Annotated in this window: 11 protein-coding genes; 4 read left to right on the forward strand and 7 right to left on the reverse strand. The window is 70.9% G+C overall.

Annotated elements, in window-relative coordinates:
• Positions 1–71 precede the first annotated feature (71 nt).
• The 6 genes from OIB37_RS32415 to OIB37_RS32440 form a co-directional block, all read right to left on the reverse strand.
• Positions 72–2,210, reverse strand: a complete 2,139-nt coding sequence (locus OIB37_RS32415) for a glycoside hydrolase family 6 protein (protein WP_330461163.1) — start codon at positions 2,208–2,210, stop codon at positions 72–74.
• Positions 2,211–3,093: 883 nt separating this feature from the next.
• Positions 3,094–3,549 carry a 2OG-Fe(II) oxygenase family protein gene (locus tag OIB37_RS32420; protein WP_330462056.1) on the reverse strand — a complete coding sequence of 152 codons (456 nt, stop codon included), beginning with the start codon at positions 3,547–3,549 and terminating at the stop codon, positions 3,094–3,096.
• Positions 3,550–3,609: 60 nt separating this feature from the next.
• Complete coding sequence (locus OIB37_RS32425) at positions 3,610–4,119, reverse strand: MFS transporter (RefSeq protein WP_330461164.1); 510 nt, start codon at positions 4,117–4,119, stop codon at positions 3,610–3,612.
• A complete protein-coding gene (locus OIB37_RS32430; protein ID WP_330461165.1) occupies positions 4,082–5,359 on the reverse strand; it encodes a glycosyltransferase family 9 protein in 1,278 nt (425 codons plus the stop codon). Before OIB37_RS32430 ends, OIB37_RS32425 begins: the two co-directional genes overlap by 38 nt.
• Entirely contained in the window at positions 5,349–5,909 is a 561-nt protein-coding gene (locus tag OIB37_RS32435) for a DUF4254 domain-containing protein (protein ID WP_330461166.1), read from the reverse strand. Before OIB37_RS32435 ends, OIB37_RS32430 begins: the two co-directional genes overlap by 11 nt.
• Before the next feature lie 403 nt (positions 5,910–6,312).
• Positions 6,313–6,879, reverse strand: coding sequence for a GNAT family N-acetyltransferase (locus tag OIB37_RS32440; RefSeq protein ID WP_330461167.1), 567 nt, complete (start codon positions 6,877–6,879; stop codon positions 6,313–6,315).
• Positions 6,880–7,122: 243 nt separating this feature from the next.
• On the opposite strand from OIB37_RS32440, the gene OIB37_RS32445 reads away from it, so the two are divergent.
• A complete protein-coding gene (locus OIB37_RS32445; RefSeq protein ID WP_330461168.1) occupies positions 7,123–7,899 on the forward strand; it encodes an SAM-dependent methyltransferase in 777 nt (258 codons plus the stop codon).
• A 596-nt stretch (positions 7,900–8,495) separates the two neighbouring features.
• On the forward strand, positions 8,496–11,324 hold the full coding sequence (locus OIB37_RS32450) for a lectin (RefSeq protein ID WP_330461169.1): 2,829 nt from the start codon (positions 8,496–8,498) through the stop codon (positions 11,322–11,324).
• A 137-nt stretch (positions 11,325–11,461) separates the two neighbouring features.
• Here OIB37_RS32450 and OIB37_RS32455 read toward each other — a convergent pair whose 3' ends face one another.
• Positions 11,462–11,668, reverse strand: coding sequence for a hypothetical protein (locus OIB37_RS32455; protein WP_330461170.1), 207 nt, complete (start codon positions 11,666–11,668; stop codon positions 11,462–11,464).
• Positions 11,669–11,968: 300 nt separating this feature from the next.
• Between OIB37_RS32455 and OIB37_RS32460 the strand changes: the two genes are divergently transcribed.
• Positions 11,969–13,015: a zinc-binding dehydrogenase gene (locus OIB37_RS32460; protein ID WP_330461171.1), complete on the forward strand. Its 1,047-nt coding sequence runs from the start codon at positions 11,969–11,971 to the stop codon at positions 13,013–13,015.
• A gap of 128 nt (positions 13,016–13,143) precedes the next feature.
• Positions 13,144–13,896, forward strand: a complete 753-nt coding sequence (locus OIB37_RS32465) for an FAD binding domain-containing protein (protein ID WP_330461172.1) — start codon at positions 13,144–13,146, stop codon at positions 13,894–13,896.
• The last annotated feature ends 52 nt before the right edge of the window (positions 13,897–13,948 follow it).

Raw genomic sequence — 13,948 nt, forward strand, 5'->3', positions numbered from 1 at the left:
CCGCGCGGCGGAGCACGTCCCGGGGGACCGGCGCGCGGGGCCCGGTCCCCCGGTTTCGCGTTGCCCGCGGTCTACGGCTCGGTGCCCCAGACGAGGGTGCCGTTGACGTAGACGGTCACCTTGGGGGCGTCGGCGTAGGAGGTGCCGGTGCCGCGGCTGTAGTCGTCGGCCTCGCTGAAGCCGGACCAGTCCGACTTGGCCAGGCGCAGCTGGAGGTCACCGGTGCTCGCGCCGGCGCCCAGCGAGCCGGAGGCGAAGGTGACGTCGAGCGTGTGGTCGGCACCGGTGCGGGCGCTCGGCAGCGTCGTGACCGAAGTCCTCACGGCGGAGCAGCCGATCTGCGCGTAGTCGCACCACGTCTGGTATCCGGCGGACGCCGATTCACCGGTGAACCAGTAGCGGACGGTCACCTTGGTCAGGTCGACGGCGCCGGACCCCGAGTTGACGAGCTGGAGACCGGGCTTGATCTGGTTGTCGGTGGGGGAGGAGTCGTTGTTCTTGTACTGGGCCTTGAGGCCGTTGCCCCCTCCGCCCCCGCCTCCGCCGGAGGTCTTGGTGGTGGCGGAGACGGCCGTGGAGGCCGCCGATACGTTGCCGGCCGCGTCCTTGGCCTTGACGGTGTACGTGTAGGTGGTCGCCGCGGACAGGCCCGTGTCGGTGTACGAGGTACCCGTCGCGCTGCCGACCTTGGTGCCGCCGCGGTAGACGTCGTAGCCGGTCACACCGGTGTTGTCGGTGGCCGCGGTCCAGGTGAGGGAGACGCTGTCGGCCGTCGTCGCCGAGACGGTCAGGCCGGTGGGGGCGGTCGGGGCCTGGGTGTCGCCGCCTCCGCCGCCCGAACCGCTCAGGGGCGGGTAGGCGTTGGCGAGCAGCTGGCGGAACTGGGCCGAGAACCAGTGCCCCGCCAGAGGCGAGTTGGACAGGGCACCCGTCGGGTTGTTGCCGTTGCGCGCGTTGCCGGTGTACGTCGGGTCGCACATCCGGTCGAAGCCCTTGCCCTCGTCGTTGTCGACGGCCTGGCTGGCTCCGTCCGACTCGCCCGGCGGCTTGGCCCACACATAGGCGTCGATGCCGGTGTCGGGCGCGGTGGCGGGACGTTCACCGAGGCCGGCCCCGCTCTGGTTGCACCAGTTGCCGGCGTGGATGCGCCGGTCCACACGGCCGCCGTCGACGTAGGCGTCCACGCCGGTCGTCGGGCCGGGACCGGCCGGCCGGGCGGAGCCTCCCCAGCCGTTGCGGGAGGTGTCGATCAGCATGCCGGTGCCGCTGTCGAAACCCTGGGAGACGAGGGCGGAGCGCAGACCCTGCGCGTACGTCGTCTCGTCGTCGTACTGGTTCCAGTCGATCCACTTGGACTGGCGTACGGTCGTGCCGTTCACCGTGTCGGTGATCTTGACGTAGGGCTCGCGGGTGGGCGAGTAGTTGGCCGTGTTGACGATGAACCCCGTCACGTCGTTGACGGTTGCGCCACTGGTCGTCGCGGCCTTCTTGAACTCCTGGGCGGCCGGCACCAGGTTGCTGTCCCAGCCGAGCCAGCCGTGGTGGCCGGCGTCGATGTAGTTGTAGGCGTTGGACAGCGCGCCGAGCTTGTGCAGGGCGTAGCCGACGCCCTTCTCGTAGTTGCCGTTGGACTTCATGGTGGCGCACTGGGTCGTGGATCCCGCCGTGCCGCCGGCGTTGGTGACCAGGTTGGGGAGCGAGTCGGGCTCGATGAGGTTGACGATGCGCAGGCTCGCGTAGGCGGGGTCGGCGAGGATGGCGGCGATCGGGTCGATGTAGTCGGTCTCGTAGCGGCCCAGATCGTCGGGGCCCAGCTCGCCGTTGGAGGCGAGGGCCGCGCAGTCGCGCCCGGGCAGGTCGTAGATGACCAGCTGGACGAGGTTGGCGCCCTGGGCCTTGGCCGCGTCGAGGTGTGCCTTGAGCCCGCGCGCGTCGGAGGTGCCGGCGATCGCGGCGATGCGGTCGAGCCACACGAAGGTCGGCTGGTCGGCAACGGCCGAACCGCCCGGCTCCGCCGCGGCCCTGGCCGACCAGTCGGGGTTCACGTAGGGCTTGGCGCCTGCGTAGGGGTTGTCGAGCTTGGCGGCGGCCGACGCGGACTGCGGCAGCGTGGCCAGGGACAGCGCGCCGATCAGGGCGCCGGCGGCCAGCACGGCGGTCCGCCTCGGAGGGCGGCGGCGCGGGGCGGGATCGGGTCTGCGGGAAGGCATGGGGCGTCTCCTGGAAGTGACGGCGGGCGGGTGCGGATCGATGCGGATCGTGAGCACCTGGTCTTGCCCGGCGGGCCGGGATTCCGGCCCGCCGGGGACGAGCTGCGACCGTGCGTGAGAGACGTTCGACTGCGAAGGCCGTACGTGTGGGCCGGTGACGCGGCCGGGCAGGAGAGCGCCCGGCACCCGGGTACGGCCCGGAGATCGTCGTAGCGTCGCACCGACGGTGCCTGGCCGCGAACGTGAGCGGAGGACAGGGCACCTGTTTCATGGGAGCGCTCCCAAGGTGACGTGACCGCACGGGGCGTGTCAACACTCGTGTCAGCAGTGGCACTTCAGGAGGTGCGGCATCCCGGCCCGGCGCTTCCCGCGGGCCGCGGGACTTGCCGAGGTCAGGGCCATGATGCCGCCCCGGATGCCATCCGGACACCGCGCCGCCGCCGTATCGGCGTCACGCCGTCACGCCATTACCCGTCACGCCGTACCCGTCACGCCGTCACGCCGTCACCAAGGCGTCGGCTCCATCGAACCTTTCCCGTCAACTTCGCCCCTGCGGCCGGACCGTGACCGTAAGGGATTGACGTGTGCACGCATAGTGGCTTCCATGGGCGCAGTCCGGCTCTGACACGTCGGGCCCGCCCGGAGCGGGACACTCGGGGCCGGCCCGCGGGAGCGGTCACGCCGGACGACCACCGCGGAATCGACCCACGCGTACCGTGCATCCGCTCATGGGAGCGCTCCCATGCCGGGCGCGGTGCCGAGAAAGGACCTAGCCATGCGCCACCCGCCCGTACGCCGCCCCGGACACGCCCTGGTCCGGCGCCGGCCACTGGCACCTGTGCACGGGTGCCCCGAGCGGGTGGGCGGTGGGTGATCGGCTCGGTCAGTAGAGGCCGACGCTGTCCGGGTCGTACGTACTGTTCACGATGTCGTCGAGGAACGCGGAGAACCTCTTGGCCAGGACCAGGCCGACGCCGGATTCGTAGCGGAAGAGGCCGGGACGGAGGCTCTCGTCGAGACTGCTGTCGACGAAGAGGGCGTACGAGAAACGGTCGGGCGTGCGGCGAGAGCGGTCGGCCACCTGCCGGCGGACCCGGTGCGGCACCGCGGCGACGGGTGTCGCCGAGTCGCGCGTGAGGATCTCGATGGCGCACCCGAAGTTGACGATGAACCAGCCGGGTTCGGGGTCGATGGGCTGCCACCCGCCGTTCCGCCGCACCTCCAGCCCCGGTTCGAGTGAGCGCAGCACGGTGATCCAGCCGGATCTTTGTGTCTTCGCCGCACACACGAAGAGCCGATCAGCGATTCTCGGAACAGCGACTCGCCCGTATCGGAGCATGACGGAAAAGCCGCACTCCTGGTACGGCGAAAACACCCGGCCGAACTGGCTCAGTTGCCGCTACGGATGCTCGATCGCGTGTCGCCTCTTCTCCATGCGCGTAACCCGACAGCCAGTGCCGATCCGGAAACCAGGCACCCGGCCGCGGTTGTCAGCAGAACCGCCGTGGCGGTCGATCTCGCGGTGCCGGCATCGGTGCCGGCGACCTCTCCGGCGAACGCCACGCCCAGGCCGGCGGCCACCGTGATGATCGAGCATGGGCAGCGACACCGAGACGGCGCACAGCAAGGACGCGATGCCGAAGGTGACCAGCCCGAGAAACAGCACGCGACGTCTGCCGAACAGGTCGGCGAACCGGCCCGCGCCCAGCATGAGCGTCCCCGAGGAGAACAGGTAGGCGCTCACGATCCAGCCCAGGGACGGCCCCTGCGCGTCGAGGTCCTGACCGATACGGGGGAGTGCCAGGTTCAGGGCGAACCCCTCGAACAGCACGCAGAAGACGCCCAGGGTGACAGCGAAGAGTGCCATGCGCTCACTGCCGAGACCGACGGCGGGCTTGTCCGTCACCATGCGTGCCTCCTCGTGTGGGCGGTCTTTGTCGCTGCTCCCCGTCTTTCCGGTCCATGACTTCCGCGGCGAAGCCGGCCACGTCTTTCGGTGAGAGGCTCGCCAGATCCGCCCGCGCGCCCCACAGCGTGGGATCGATCTCCGCCGCGAACGAGGTGGCGCAGACGTCCACATCGGCCAGCGCGACCTGCTGGGCGAAGGCCGTGCTGATCGTGTGGTGCCGGGGTGATCCGGTCACCCACTTCAGCGGACTGAAGACGTTGTGCAGACCGATGACCTGCGGCCCCGAGCCGTCTGCTCGAACAGTGAGCGCCGCCAGGTGAGTGAGGCCGGTGTCGTTTCCGATGACGAGCCCCGCACCGCCGAAGAGGTCGACGCAGTCCGCGGCGTCGACCCCCAACGCCACCTCGACCGGAAGGGCCGCCGGAAGGTCCGCGGCCGCACGCCGGTCATTGGTGAGCAGGGTGAGGCGCAGGTCCGTGCCCGTCCGCTCCCTCAGCTCGCGGGCGACTCGGAAGAAGTTGCCCACGCCGTAGTCCTTGATGTCCGGTTTGCTGCTCGTGGCCACCAGCACGACGTGGCGGTCGTCGCCGTATCGGGACCGTGAGCGGTACCGCGGTGCGACGTCGCCGTCGCGGGGAAGGCGGACGCCCAGGTCCTGCTCCAGTTGGAGATAGTGCCGCATGGGCACATCGGCGTGAACGCGGACGCCCTCCTCGGTCTGGTCGAGCCACGCCGGCAGTGTGACCATCCGCCGGTCCGGCCTCTCGGCGACGTCACGCCACCGGGGAGGCACGACAGGACGAGCCTCCAGCGGCACGGGATGGGCCCCCGCGGTGGAGACGCCGGTCCCGGTGTGGTCGCCCGGGACGATCTCGAACTCCATCTCGCTTCGTTCCATGAGCCGCCCGTACGGACCGCGGTAGCGCACCGGCCCCGGTGCGGCACCGCCGCTTTCACAGGCCTCCAGCAGGGCGCGGACCACGGTCATCGACAGCAGGAAGTCACCCAGGAGAACCCGTTCCTCGGGGTGGAACGACGGCTGCCTGATGCGACTCAGGAACTCGACCGTCCAGCCCTCGGTGAGCACGCGCTCCAGCAGAGCGGTGGGACCGGCGGGCCCTTCCCCGGCCGAGCGGCGGTAGGGCAGCCGACGTCCCAGCGGCAGTACGTGCGCAGGAAGGTTCCGGGACCCCCCGCGCCGGCGGAACGGGCCGGCGGCCGACCGCTCCTCACTCTCCATGACGGCCCTCCCCGTACGACTTGAGGGTCAGCCAGCGTGGGATGCGCCGGAGCCCGCCCTCCACCTCGCCCACGAGCACGTCGTACGCGTCCGCGAGCTGGCGCAGCTGGTGTCCCGCGAGCTGGGCGCGTCGCTCGCAGTCGTCCAGCCGGGAGATCTGATCGGCGCGGACCCAGGCGATGCAGATCCGGTCGATGACGGATCCGAGCGTCTCCGTGTGGAGCACGCCCACCGGTTCCCGTGGAAGGCGCGGGGCGAGCTGGGCGTCGAGCTCGTCGATCAAGCGGGCGCGTGCGGTGTTCAGCCGGTCGATGCGGCGCTTGACAGCCGCCAGCACGTGATCGTCGCCGACCGCGGTCCTGGACAGGTCCTCGGCTTGCCACTGCTCGGCGTGCTGTCGGCGCAGGCGGTCCGCGACGGTCAGCACGGGGTCGTTGTCCGGGCCGCTGTCCGGGCCGCTGTGCGGGTCGGACCCGGACGAGGCGAACCGATCCATGAAACGCGACGACAGCGGGATACCGATGTCGGTCTTGACGCCCTTCTCGGGCATGAGGTCCTCCTTCGGGTGAGCGCGAGGGCACCTGCGGGGGAGGGGGGAACTGGTGAAAGACCGAAGATCGCGAGAGGAACGATCCCGCCGGAGTGACGGCGCCTGAACGGCTGCCGGAGAATCGGTGGACTGTGTCCGACCGAGGCGAACGGGCCACTGGAGCGGCTGTCGTCCCGCGATGCGCGCCGAGCGCGCCCGGGGAGCTCCAGGACTCGGCACGATGCTGGAGGCGAAGGCCCGCGGTGTCGACCGGTCGGTGCCCGCCAGTCACGACCTGGACGTGGTCCACCATGACGGACGGACCCCGGCTCACGTCCATGAGGCGAAGCCGTGCCCCTGACGGGCGCGGACGAGAAGGGCCCGGTCTTCCGCTGCCGCGGTCGGGTCGCCTGGCCGCCTGCGGTCAGCGCACTGACGGGCGCTCGTGAACGGCCCAGTGTTCGTCGGCGGTGAGGCCCATCAGCACGACGTCGTGGTAGCCGCCCGCGAAGAACTCGTGCTGTCGCAGTCGTCCTTCTTCGACGAAGCCGAGCTTGCGATAGAGGGCGAGCGAGGCGTCGTTGAACGCGTGGATCTCGACCTCGCACTTGTTGTACCGCTGTTCGGCGAACATATAGGTGAGGATCAGCGCGGTCGCTTCCGTGGCGTAGCCGTTGCCGCGACGGTCGCGGGCGATGACTGTCCCTGTCCTGAACCGTCCTGCGCGGGGGTCGGTCTCCCCGACCGTCACGGATCCGGCGAAGGCCTGATCGGCCACTGTCTCGATGACCAGCCGGAAGGCTTCGCCTCCTGGCGCGCGTCCGGCACGGTCGGCGGTCCAGGACCGGAAACCCTCCGCCGAGCGCGGTGGCTCGACGAGATCGGCGTTGCGCACGTCGACGGTGTGCTGGGCAAGCGCGCGGAAGCCTTCCCAGTCGTCCGGTTCGACGCCCCGCAGGCGCACCTTCCCGCCCACCCACATGTCGTTCATGACGCCCCCGATGCCTCCGTCGATGTGCCGGCCCCGGTGGCCGTGCACTACCGATGCGCCACGGCAGAGCCGTGCCCCGGCTCGGATGGTAAATGACCTTCGACAGGGGCGACTTGGCAACAGGAAGCGTGTCGGGAAAGTCCGCCGGCCGCGGGCACACCTGCTCGGACGACCCGCGACCCGATGTGCCACACTCACTGATCGTCAGGATCTATCGGCCACCATCGCGCGACGGAGTCCGCCATGACGACCGGCACCCCCATCCCCCGGCAGATCGACACCAGCACGGCTCACCCGGCGCGTGTCTACGACTGGCTCCTCGGAGGCAAGGACAACTACCCCGTCGACGAGGCGGTCGGAGGGAAGCTTCCCCCCGAGGCCCGTGACGCGGCCCGGCAGAACCGCGAGTTCATGCACCGCGCGGTCGCCTGGCTAGCCTCCCAGGGCGTCGACCAGTTCCTCGACATCGGTACGGGCATACCCACCGAGCCGAACCTCCACCAGATCGTCCAGCGGGTCCTGCCGACGGCCCGGGTCGTCTACACCGACAACGATCCGATCGTGCTGCGGCACGCGGAGGCGCTCCTCGTCGGCACGACGGACTACGTGGAGGCCGACGTCCGGAGCCCTGCCGGCATCATCGAACGCGCCCGGCAGACACTCGACTTCAGCCGGCCCATCGCCCTGTCCCTGATCGCGCTGATGCACTTCATCGGCGACGACCAGGAACCCCACACCCTCGTCCGGGACCTGCTGGCCGTCCTGCCCTCGGGCAGCTACCTCGTGCTCTCCCACGCGTCCTCCGACATCTACCCGGAGCTGGCGGAACAGGTCACGGCCGAGTACGCCAAGGGCGGCATCCGGCTGGGCTTCCGGGACCGCGCCGGTGTGCTGCGTTTCTTCGAGGGCCTGGAACTGGTCGGGCCCGGACTGGTGACCGCTCCGGAGTGGTACGGGGACGCCCCCGCTCCCGCCCCCGAGGGCAGCGGCATCTACGCGGCCGTCGCGCGCATCCCGTAGTCGCGGCGGATTCCGGGGCGACGGCGACAGACGTGCCGTCGCCTCTGCCAGGACAGTGCAACTCCGTTTCCGTACGCCGACGGTGCCTGCCATTTTGGTGCCGTGCGCCGAGGGTGTCCGTCATCGCGTGACGGGCGGGGTGGGGCCGGTGCGCCCCACTGTATTGACGTGAGCACGCCCGGTAGCTACGTTGCGACAGTGCTCCGGTCGGTCTGGTGTCCAGCGGCGGGAGCGGCGAGAAGGTTTCCGAGTTCACTGCAACGCTCACCGGGTCGAATGACCTCCGGTCACGGTCGGACAACGTTGTCACAATAGTGATCTCCGCATGAGCCGTCCCCTGGCTCGCCGGAGAGAACGAGTCGTGGGACAACGTTGTCGCGGTGCTCCGCGACGTGACGTACGCGGCGTGCCCTCTGCCGCCCGGACGCGCCATGTCCCCCCGGAGTCAAGGCTGTTGTCCCCGTCGCGGCACCCCGGCCCCTCGGTGTGCGAGTCGTCGGGCATCGGCGTGGAGCCCGTCCGTTTCGTACTGGCGTCCCGTCGAGTTCGGTGCACTGCCCGGTATTTCCCGCACACCCCACAGGAGGCAGATCGCCATGTCCTGGACCCCGGTCGGCGGTCGCCGGCCCGGCACACGCGGACGGCCGTCCCACGGCCGCCGTCTCCGTACGGCCCTGGGTGCCGCCGCGGGCGTCACGCTCCTCGGTGCGTACGCGTTCCCCGCTCCCGCCGCCTGGGCCGCGCCCGCGCGGGCGGCCGAACTCGTGTCGTCACCCGCGGACCTGGTCAACCCCTTCATCGGCACGTCCAACGACGCCAACGACTTCCCCGGCGCGGACGTCCCCTTCGGCATGGTGCAGTGGAGCCCCGACACCCCGTCACGGCCGCCGGGCGGCGGATACGAGTACAAGGACTCCTCGATCACGGGGTTCAGCCTCACCCACATCGCCGGACCGGGGTGCGGCGCCGCGGGTGACATCCCGGTGCTGCCCACGGTGGGAGCGGTGAACAACTCGGCGACGGACACCTTCTCGCACGCCAACGAGTCCGCCACGGCGGGCTCGTACAAGGTCGCCCTCGACAACAAGGTGACCACCGAACTCGCCACCACCACACGCAGCGGCATGGCGCGCTTCACCTTCCCCGCCACCTCCCAGGCCAATCTGCTCTTCAAGCTGACGAACAGTCAGAACGGAGGCAGCGCGACACAGTTCAACGTGGTCTCCTCCACCGAGGTCAGCGGACAGGTCACCAGCGGGAGATTCTGCGGCGCCGGGAACACGTACACCGTCTACTTCGACATGGTCTTCGACCGGCCGTTCGCCACCAGCGGCAGCTCGCTCGCCTCCGGCGCAAAGCGGCCCGCGCCGAGCGCCGCACCGGCCGGGAAGAACGCCGTGGACAAGCCCAACCACCCACGCCTGCACGGAACATCGCCGAAGCCGCGCACGGGGGCGGCGAAGTCCCGTACGGCCGCCCCCGCCGCCGCCTCGAACGGCCACGTCACCTTCGACACGACCGCCAACCAGGTCGTCCAGGCCAAGGTCGGCGTCTCCTACGTCTCCGTCGCGAACGCGGCAGCCAACCGCGGCGCCGAGAACCCCGGCTGGAACTTCGACAGCGTGCGCACCGCCGCCCACGACGCCTGGAACACCACTCTGGGCAAGGTGCTGATCGGCGGCGGAACGGGGGACCAGCAGAAGATCTTCTACACCGCCCTCTATCACTCCCTGCTGCACCCGAACGTCATCAGCGACACGAACGGCCAGTACTACGGCTTCGACGGCAGGACGCACCAGGTCGACGCCGGGCACGACGCCGCCTACGCCAACTACTCCGGCTGGGACATCTACCGCTCCCAGGCCCAGTTGGAAGCGCTGGTGAGCCCGCAGGTCGCCTCCGACACTGCCCAGTCGATGACCGACGACTACACCCAGACCGGGATCTTCCCCAAGTGGTCGGAGAACAACGGCGAGTCCTACGTCATGGTCGGCGACCCGGCCGCCGCGATCATCGCCGACTACTACGCCTTCGGGGCACGGAACTTCGACACCTCGACGGCGCTGGCCGGACTGCTGAAGCAGGCGAGCACCACGAACAACGACCGGCCGGGCCTGAACTACCTGGACAACCCCGGCTACGAACCCCACGACGGCAGCTACGGCTGCTGCAACTTCTACGGCCCGGTGGCCACGACCCTGGAGTACGACACCGCGGACTTCGCCCTCTCCGCCTTCGCCGGCGCCCTCGGTGACAGCCGCAGCCAGTCGACGTACGCCCATCGGGCGCAGGACTGGCGGGGCGTCCTCAACCCGGCCTCCGGATTCGTGCAGCCCCGCAACGCGGGCGGCACCTGGACCGGCGGCTTCGACCCCACCAGCGGCACGGACATGGTGGAGGCCGACTCCTGGATCTACACCGGGATGGTCCCCTTCAACGTGGCCGGCCTCGCCACCGCCAAGGGCGGCAACAAGGTGATGGGCGACTACCTCGACACCGTGCTGCGCAGTTACACCGGCGCCAACGGCTACGCCTGGGTCGGCAACGAGCCGAGCATCGAACTGCCCTGGGAGTACGACTACATCGGGATGCCCTACAAGACCCAGGCGGCCGTGCGCTCGGTCCAGGACCAGATCTGGTCGAACACCCCCGCGGGCCTCGCCGACGGCAACGACGACCTCGGCGCGATGAGCTCCTGGTACGTCTGGTCGGCGCTCGGCATGTATCCCATGACGCCCGGCACGTCCGATCTCGCCCTGGGCTCACCGCTGTTCACCCAGGCTGTGATCACGCTGCCCTCCGGCAGGACCTTGACGGTCAACGGCTCCGGCGCCGCCGACAACGCCCCGTACGTCCAGTCCGCCACGTTCAACGGGGCCGCGTGGAACAACGCCTACGCGCCCACGAGTGCGCTGACCTCCGGGGGAACCCTCGGCTTTACGCTCGGCACCACCGCCGACACCGGTTGGGCCACCGGCGCGTCGGCCGCGCCGCCCTCGTACCCCGGTGACACGGCCGCCCCCTCGAAACCGCGGGTGGGCCCGGTCACGTCCCAGGTGAGTTCCTCGCTGTGCGTCGACGACGCCAACTCGGGCACGGACGACCACACCGCGATCCGGCTGTGGACGTGCAACGGCACCTACGCCCAGGACTGGACGGTGGCGTCGGACGGCACCCTGCGCACGCTCGGCAAGTGCCTCGACGTGACGAACAGCGGGACGGCCGACGGCACCCTCGTCCAGCTGTACGCCTGCAACGGCACCGGTGCCCAGAAGTGGACGATCGGCACGGGCGGCTCGCTGACGAACACCAACTCCGGCCTGTGCCTGGACGATCCCAACTCGTCCACCACGGAGGGCACCCGCCTCCAGATCTACACGTGCAACGGCACCGCCGCGCAGAAGTGGACGCTCCCGCCGGCCTGACCCCCCGGCGGGCCCGCGCCGAAGCGCGCGCGTGGCACCGCGAACCCGCACCGCGAACCCGCACCGCGAACCCGCACCGCGAACCCGCACCGTGCACCCGCGGCCCCGCCCACCGGTGGGGCCGCCCCGGTGTCCGGTCAGCGCTCCAGGATGCGGCGGGCCGCCTCGGCCTCGGCCGCCGGCGGGGACAGCTCGTCGAGGGTGTCGAGCTCGGTGTCCGCTTCCAGCTCCCGTTCCCAGGCCGCCGCGAGCTGTTCCTGCTCCTCGCGCGGCATGGCGCCGATGGTCTTCCGGTGATCCGGGTCCAGGGCCGCGAGGAAACGTCCGACGGAATCCGTCACCATGTCGTGCTCCTTGTCGCCGGGAAACGCGTCACGTCCCCTTTCGGCCCAGCATGGCCAATTCCACCCCTCCGGGACGCCCGACACGGCTGAGGGACACCCGGACGTCCCATACGGCCCCGTCGGGACCGCAGTGGGGGGTGGAGCGGGGATGGAGCGGGAGGAGTGGTGCGCGGGCCAGGCGGCCGACGCGGCGCACGTCAGGCCGTGGGCAGCCATTGCGGGCGCTGGGAGCCGCGCGGGACGAGGAGTACACCTGTACGTTCCCTGCACACCCGCGCCCCCCGTCGGAGGTCTCGTTTCATGGACACCATGCTCGCCGGACGCCTTCACGTGCCCAGCGGAACGTTCCGCGTCGAAGAGGTTTCCGTGCCCGTCCCCGGACCGGGGGAGGTGCTGATCGAGGTCAAGGCCGCCGGAGTGTGCCTGTCGGACGTGCACCTGATCGACGGCAGCCTGAGGCCGTTCGGGGCCGCCGAGGAGCTGACCCTCGGTCACGAGGTCGCCGGTGTGATCCACACCCTCGGCCCGGGCCTCCTCGGCGACTGGGCCCCGGGCACGCGCGTGGCCCTGCAGGCCGGCCAGAGCTGCGGGGAATGCGCCGACTGCCGTCGTCGCCGTACACCGTGCCTGCGTTCCCGCACCCGCGGCGTCGACTACGACGGCGGCTGGGCCCAGTACGCGATCGCCCGCGAGGACACCCTCGCCCCGATCCCCGACCACCTGCCGTTCGACCAGGCCGCGATCATTCCGGACGCGGTCTCCACCCCGTACGCCGCCATCGTGGCCACCGGGGAGGTACGCCCGGCCCACGCCGTGGGCATCTGGGGCGCGGGCGGCCTGGGCGCGCACGGCATCAAGCTCGCCCGGCTGGCCGGAGCCGCACCGGTCGTCGCCGTCGACCCCCTGCCCGGCGCCCGCGAGCGCGCCCTCGCCTTCGGCGCCGACCTCGCTCTGGACCCGGCCGCCCCCGGCTTCGCCGAGTCGGTGCTCCGGGCCACCGAGGGCCGCGGCCTGGACGTCGCCTTCGACTTCGCCGGTGTGCCGGCCGTACGGGAACAGGCGGCCGGCGTACTGGCCCGGGGCGGCATCATGGTCCTGGCCGGGCTCACCCCCCAGCCGCTCACCGTCACCGGCGGCACCCGGTTCAGCTGGAACCGCAACCAGATCCGCGGTCACTACGGCTCCGCGCCCGAGCATGTCGAGCAGTTGATCCGCCTGGCCTCCGTCGGCCGCCTCGACCTGGCCGCGTCCGTCAGCGACCACCTTCCGCTGGCCGACGCGGCGGAAGCGGTGCGCCGGCTGGAGAACAAGGTCGGCGACCCGATCCGCCTGGTGCTCGTCCCCTGAGCGCGCACGCCCCGCTCGTGTGCCCTGTACACGGGCCGCTCGCGCGAGAAGACTGTGCCCTGCCGGTCGGCAGCATGGCCGGAATCGCCGTTCCCGTGTCACCTTTCGAGGAAGGCAGGTTCACCGCCGTGCTCTTGCGTCTGCCGACGTCCATATCCGAAGCACAGGCATGTCTCGCGGAGGGAGCCGTGCCGATCGGCGGGGCGACGCTCGTCTGGGCCACCTGGCAACGGGACGGCTTTCCCGAACTGGCCATGTCGTTGCGGGACGTACCCGAGGCCAACGTCGTCGGCCGTGAGACGCTCGGCGCCGCCGTGGTCCTGAACCGTGTCGACGAGCGGGTGCCGGACGTGCTGCGCCTGGCGGCCGGCACCGTCGGCACCGGTGCCGTGCGCCGGACGGCGACAGTGGGCGGCAACCTCGTCGGCAGCACGCTGCGCTGCCTGCTGCCCGCGGCGCTCGTCCTGGGCGTCAGGGCTACGGTGCTGGAACCGGACGGCGTCCACGAGACGGACCTGGCCGAAGTCGTGGCCAAGCGTCCCCTGTTGCTCAGCCTCCGCTGGCAGGAGCCGCTCGCGTGCGCGTACCGCAAACTGCCCGCCGACGCGGGCGGACCGCCGCCCCTCGTCGTCGCCTCGGCCCTGCACGCCGGCGACGGCACGGGTGACGGTCCTCGCCTTCGTGTCGCCGTGCGCGACGGCTACGACGTGCTCAGCGGCGACGCCACCTGTGGCACCGCCGCCGGTACGGACGCCGACACCGACGCCGAGCGGGTTCTTGACTCGCTGCGCGCCACGGCCCTCGGCGACCTGCCGGCCACCGCGTGGGAAATCGTCCGCGCTCAGGTCACCGGCCTCTTGGACGCCCGCGGCGAGGGCTGAGCGGCCAGGCACCGGGCACCGCCGCCGGGAGTGCCTGCGGTCACCCCCGGCA

The sequence above is a fragment of the Streptomyces sp. NBC_00820 genome, assembly GCF_036347055.1.
Taxonomy (GTDB): domain Bacteria; phylum Actinomycetota; class Actinomycetes; order Streptomycetales; family Streptomycetaceae; genus Streptomyces.

Coding starts and splice junctions, on each gene's coding strand:
- OIB37_RS32415 (WP_330461163.1), bottom strand. CDS start 2,210: ATGCCTTCCCGCAGACCCGATCCCGCCCCGCGCCGCCGCCCTCCGAGG.
- OIB37_RS32420 (WP_330462056.1), bottom strand. CDS start 3,549: ATGCTCCGATACGGGCGAGTCGCTGTTCCGAGAATCGCTGATCGGCTC.
- OIB37_RS32425 (WP_330461164.1), bottom strand. CDS start 4,119: ATGGTGACGGACAAGCCCGCCGTCGGTCTCGGCAGTGAGCGCATGGCA.
- OIB37_RS32430 (WP_330461165.1), bottom strand. CDS start 5,359: ATGGAGAGTGAGGAGCGGTCGGCCGCCGGCCCGTTCCGCCGGCGCGGG.
- OIB37_RS32435 (WP_330461166.1), bottom strand. CDS start 5,909: ATGCCCGAGAAGGGCGTCAAGACCGACATCGGTATCCCGCTGTCGTCG.
- OIB37_RS32440 (WP_330461167.1), bottom strand. CDS start 6,879: ATGAACGACATGTGGGTGGGCGGGAAGGTGCGCCTGCGGGGCGTCGAA.
- OIB37_RS32445 (WP_330461168.1), top strand. CDS start 7,123: ATGACGACCGGCACCCCCATCCCCCGGCAGATCGACACCAGCACGGCT.
- OIB37_RS32450 (WP_330461169.1), top strand. CDS start 8,496: ATGTCCTGGACCCCGGTCGGCGGTCGCCGGCCCGGCACACGCGGACGG.
- OIB37_RS32455 (WP_330461170.1), bottom strand. CDS start 11,668: ATGGTGACGGATTCCGTCGGACGTTTCCTCGCGGCCCTGGACCCGGAT.
- OIB37_RS32460 (WP_330461171.1), top strand. CDS start 11,969: ATGGACACCATGCTCGCCGGACGCCTTCACGTGCCCAGCGGAACGTTC.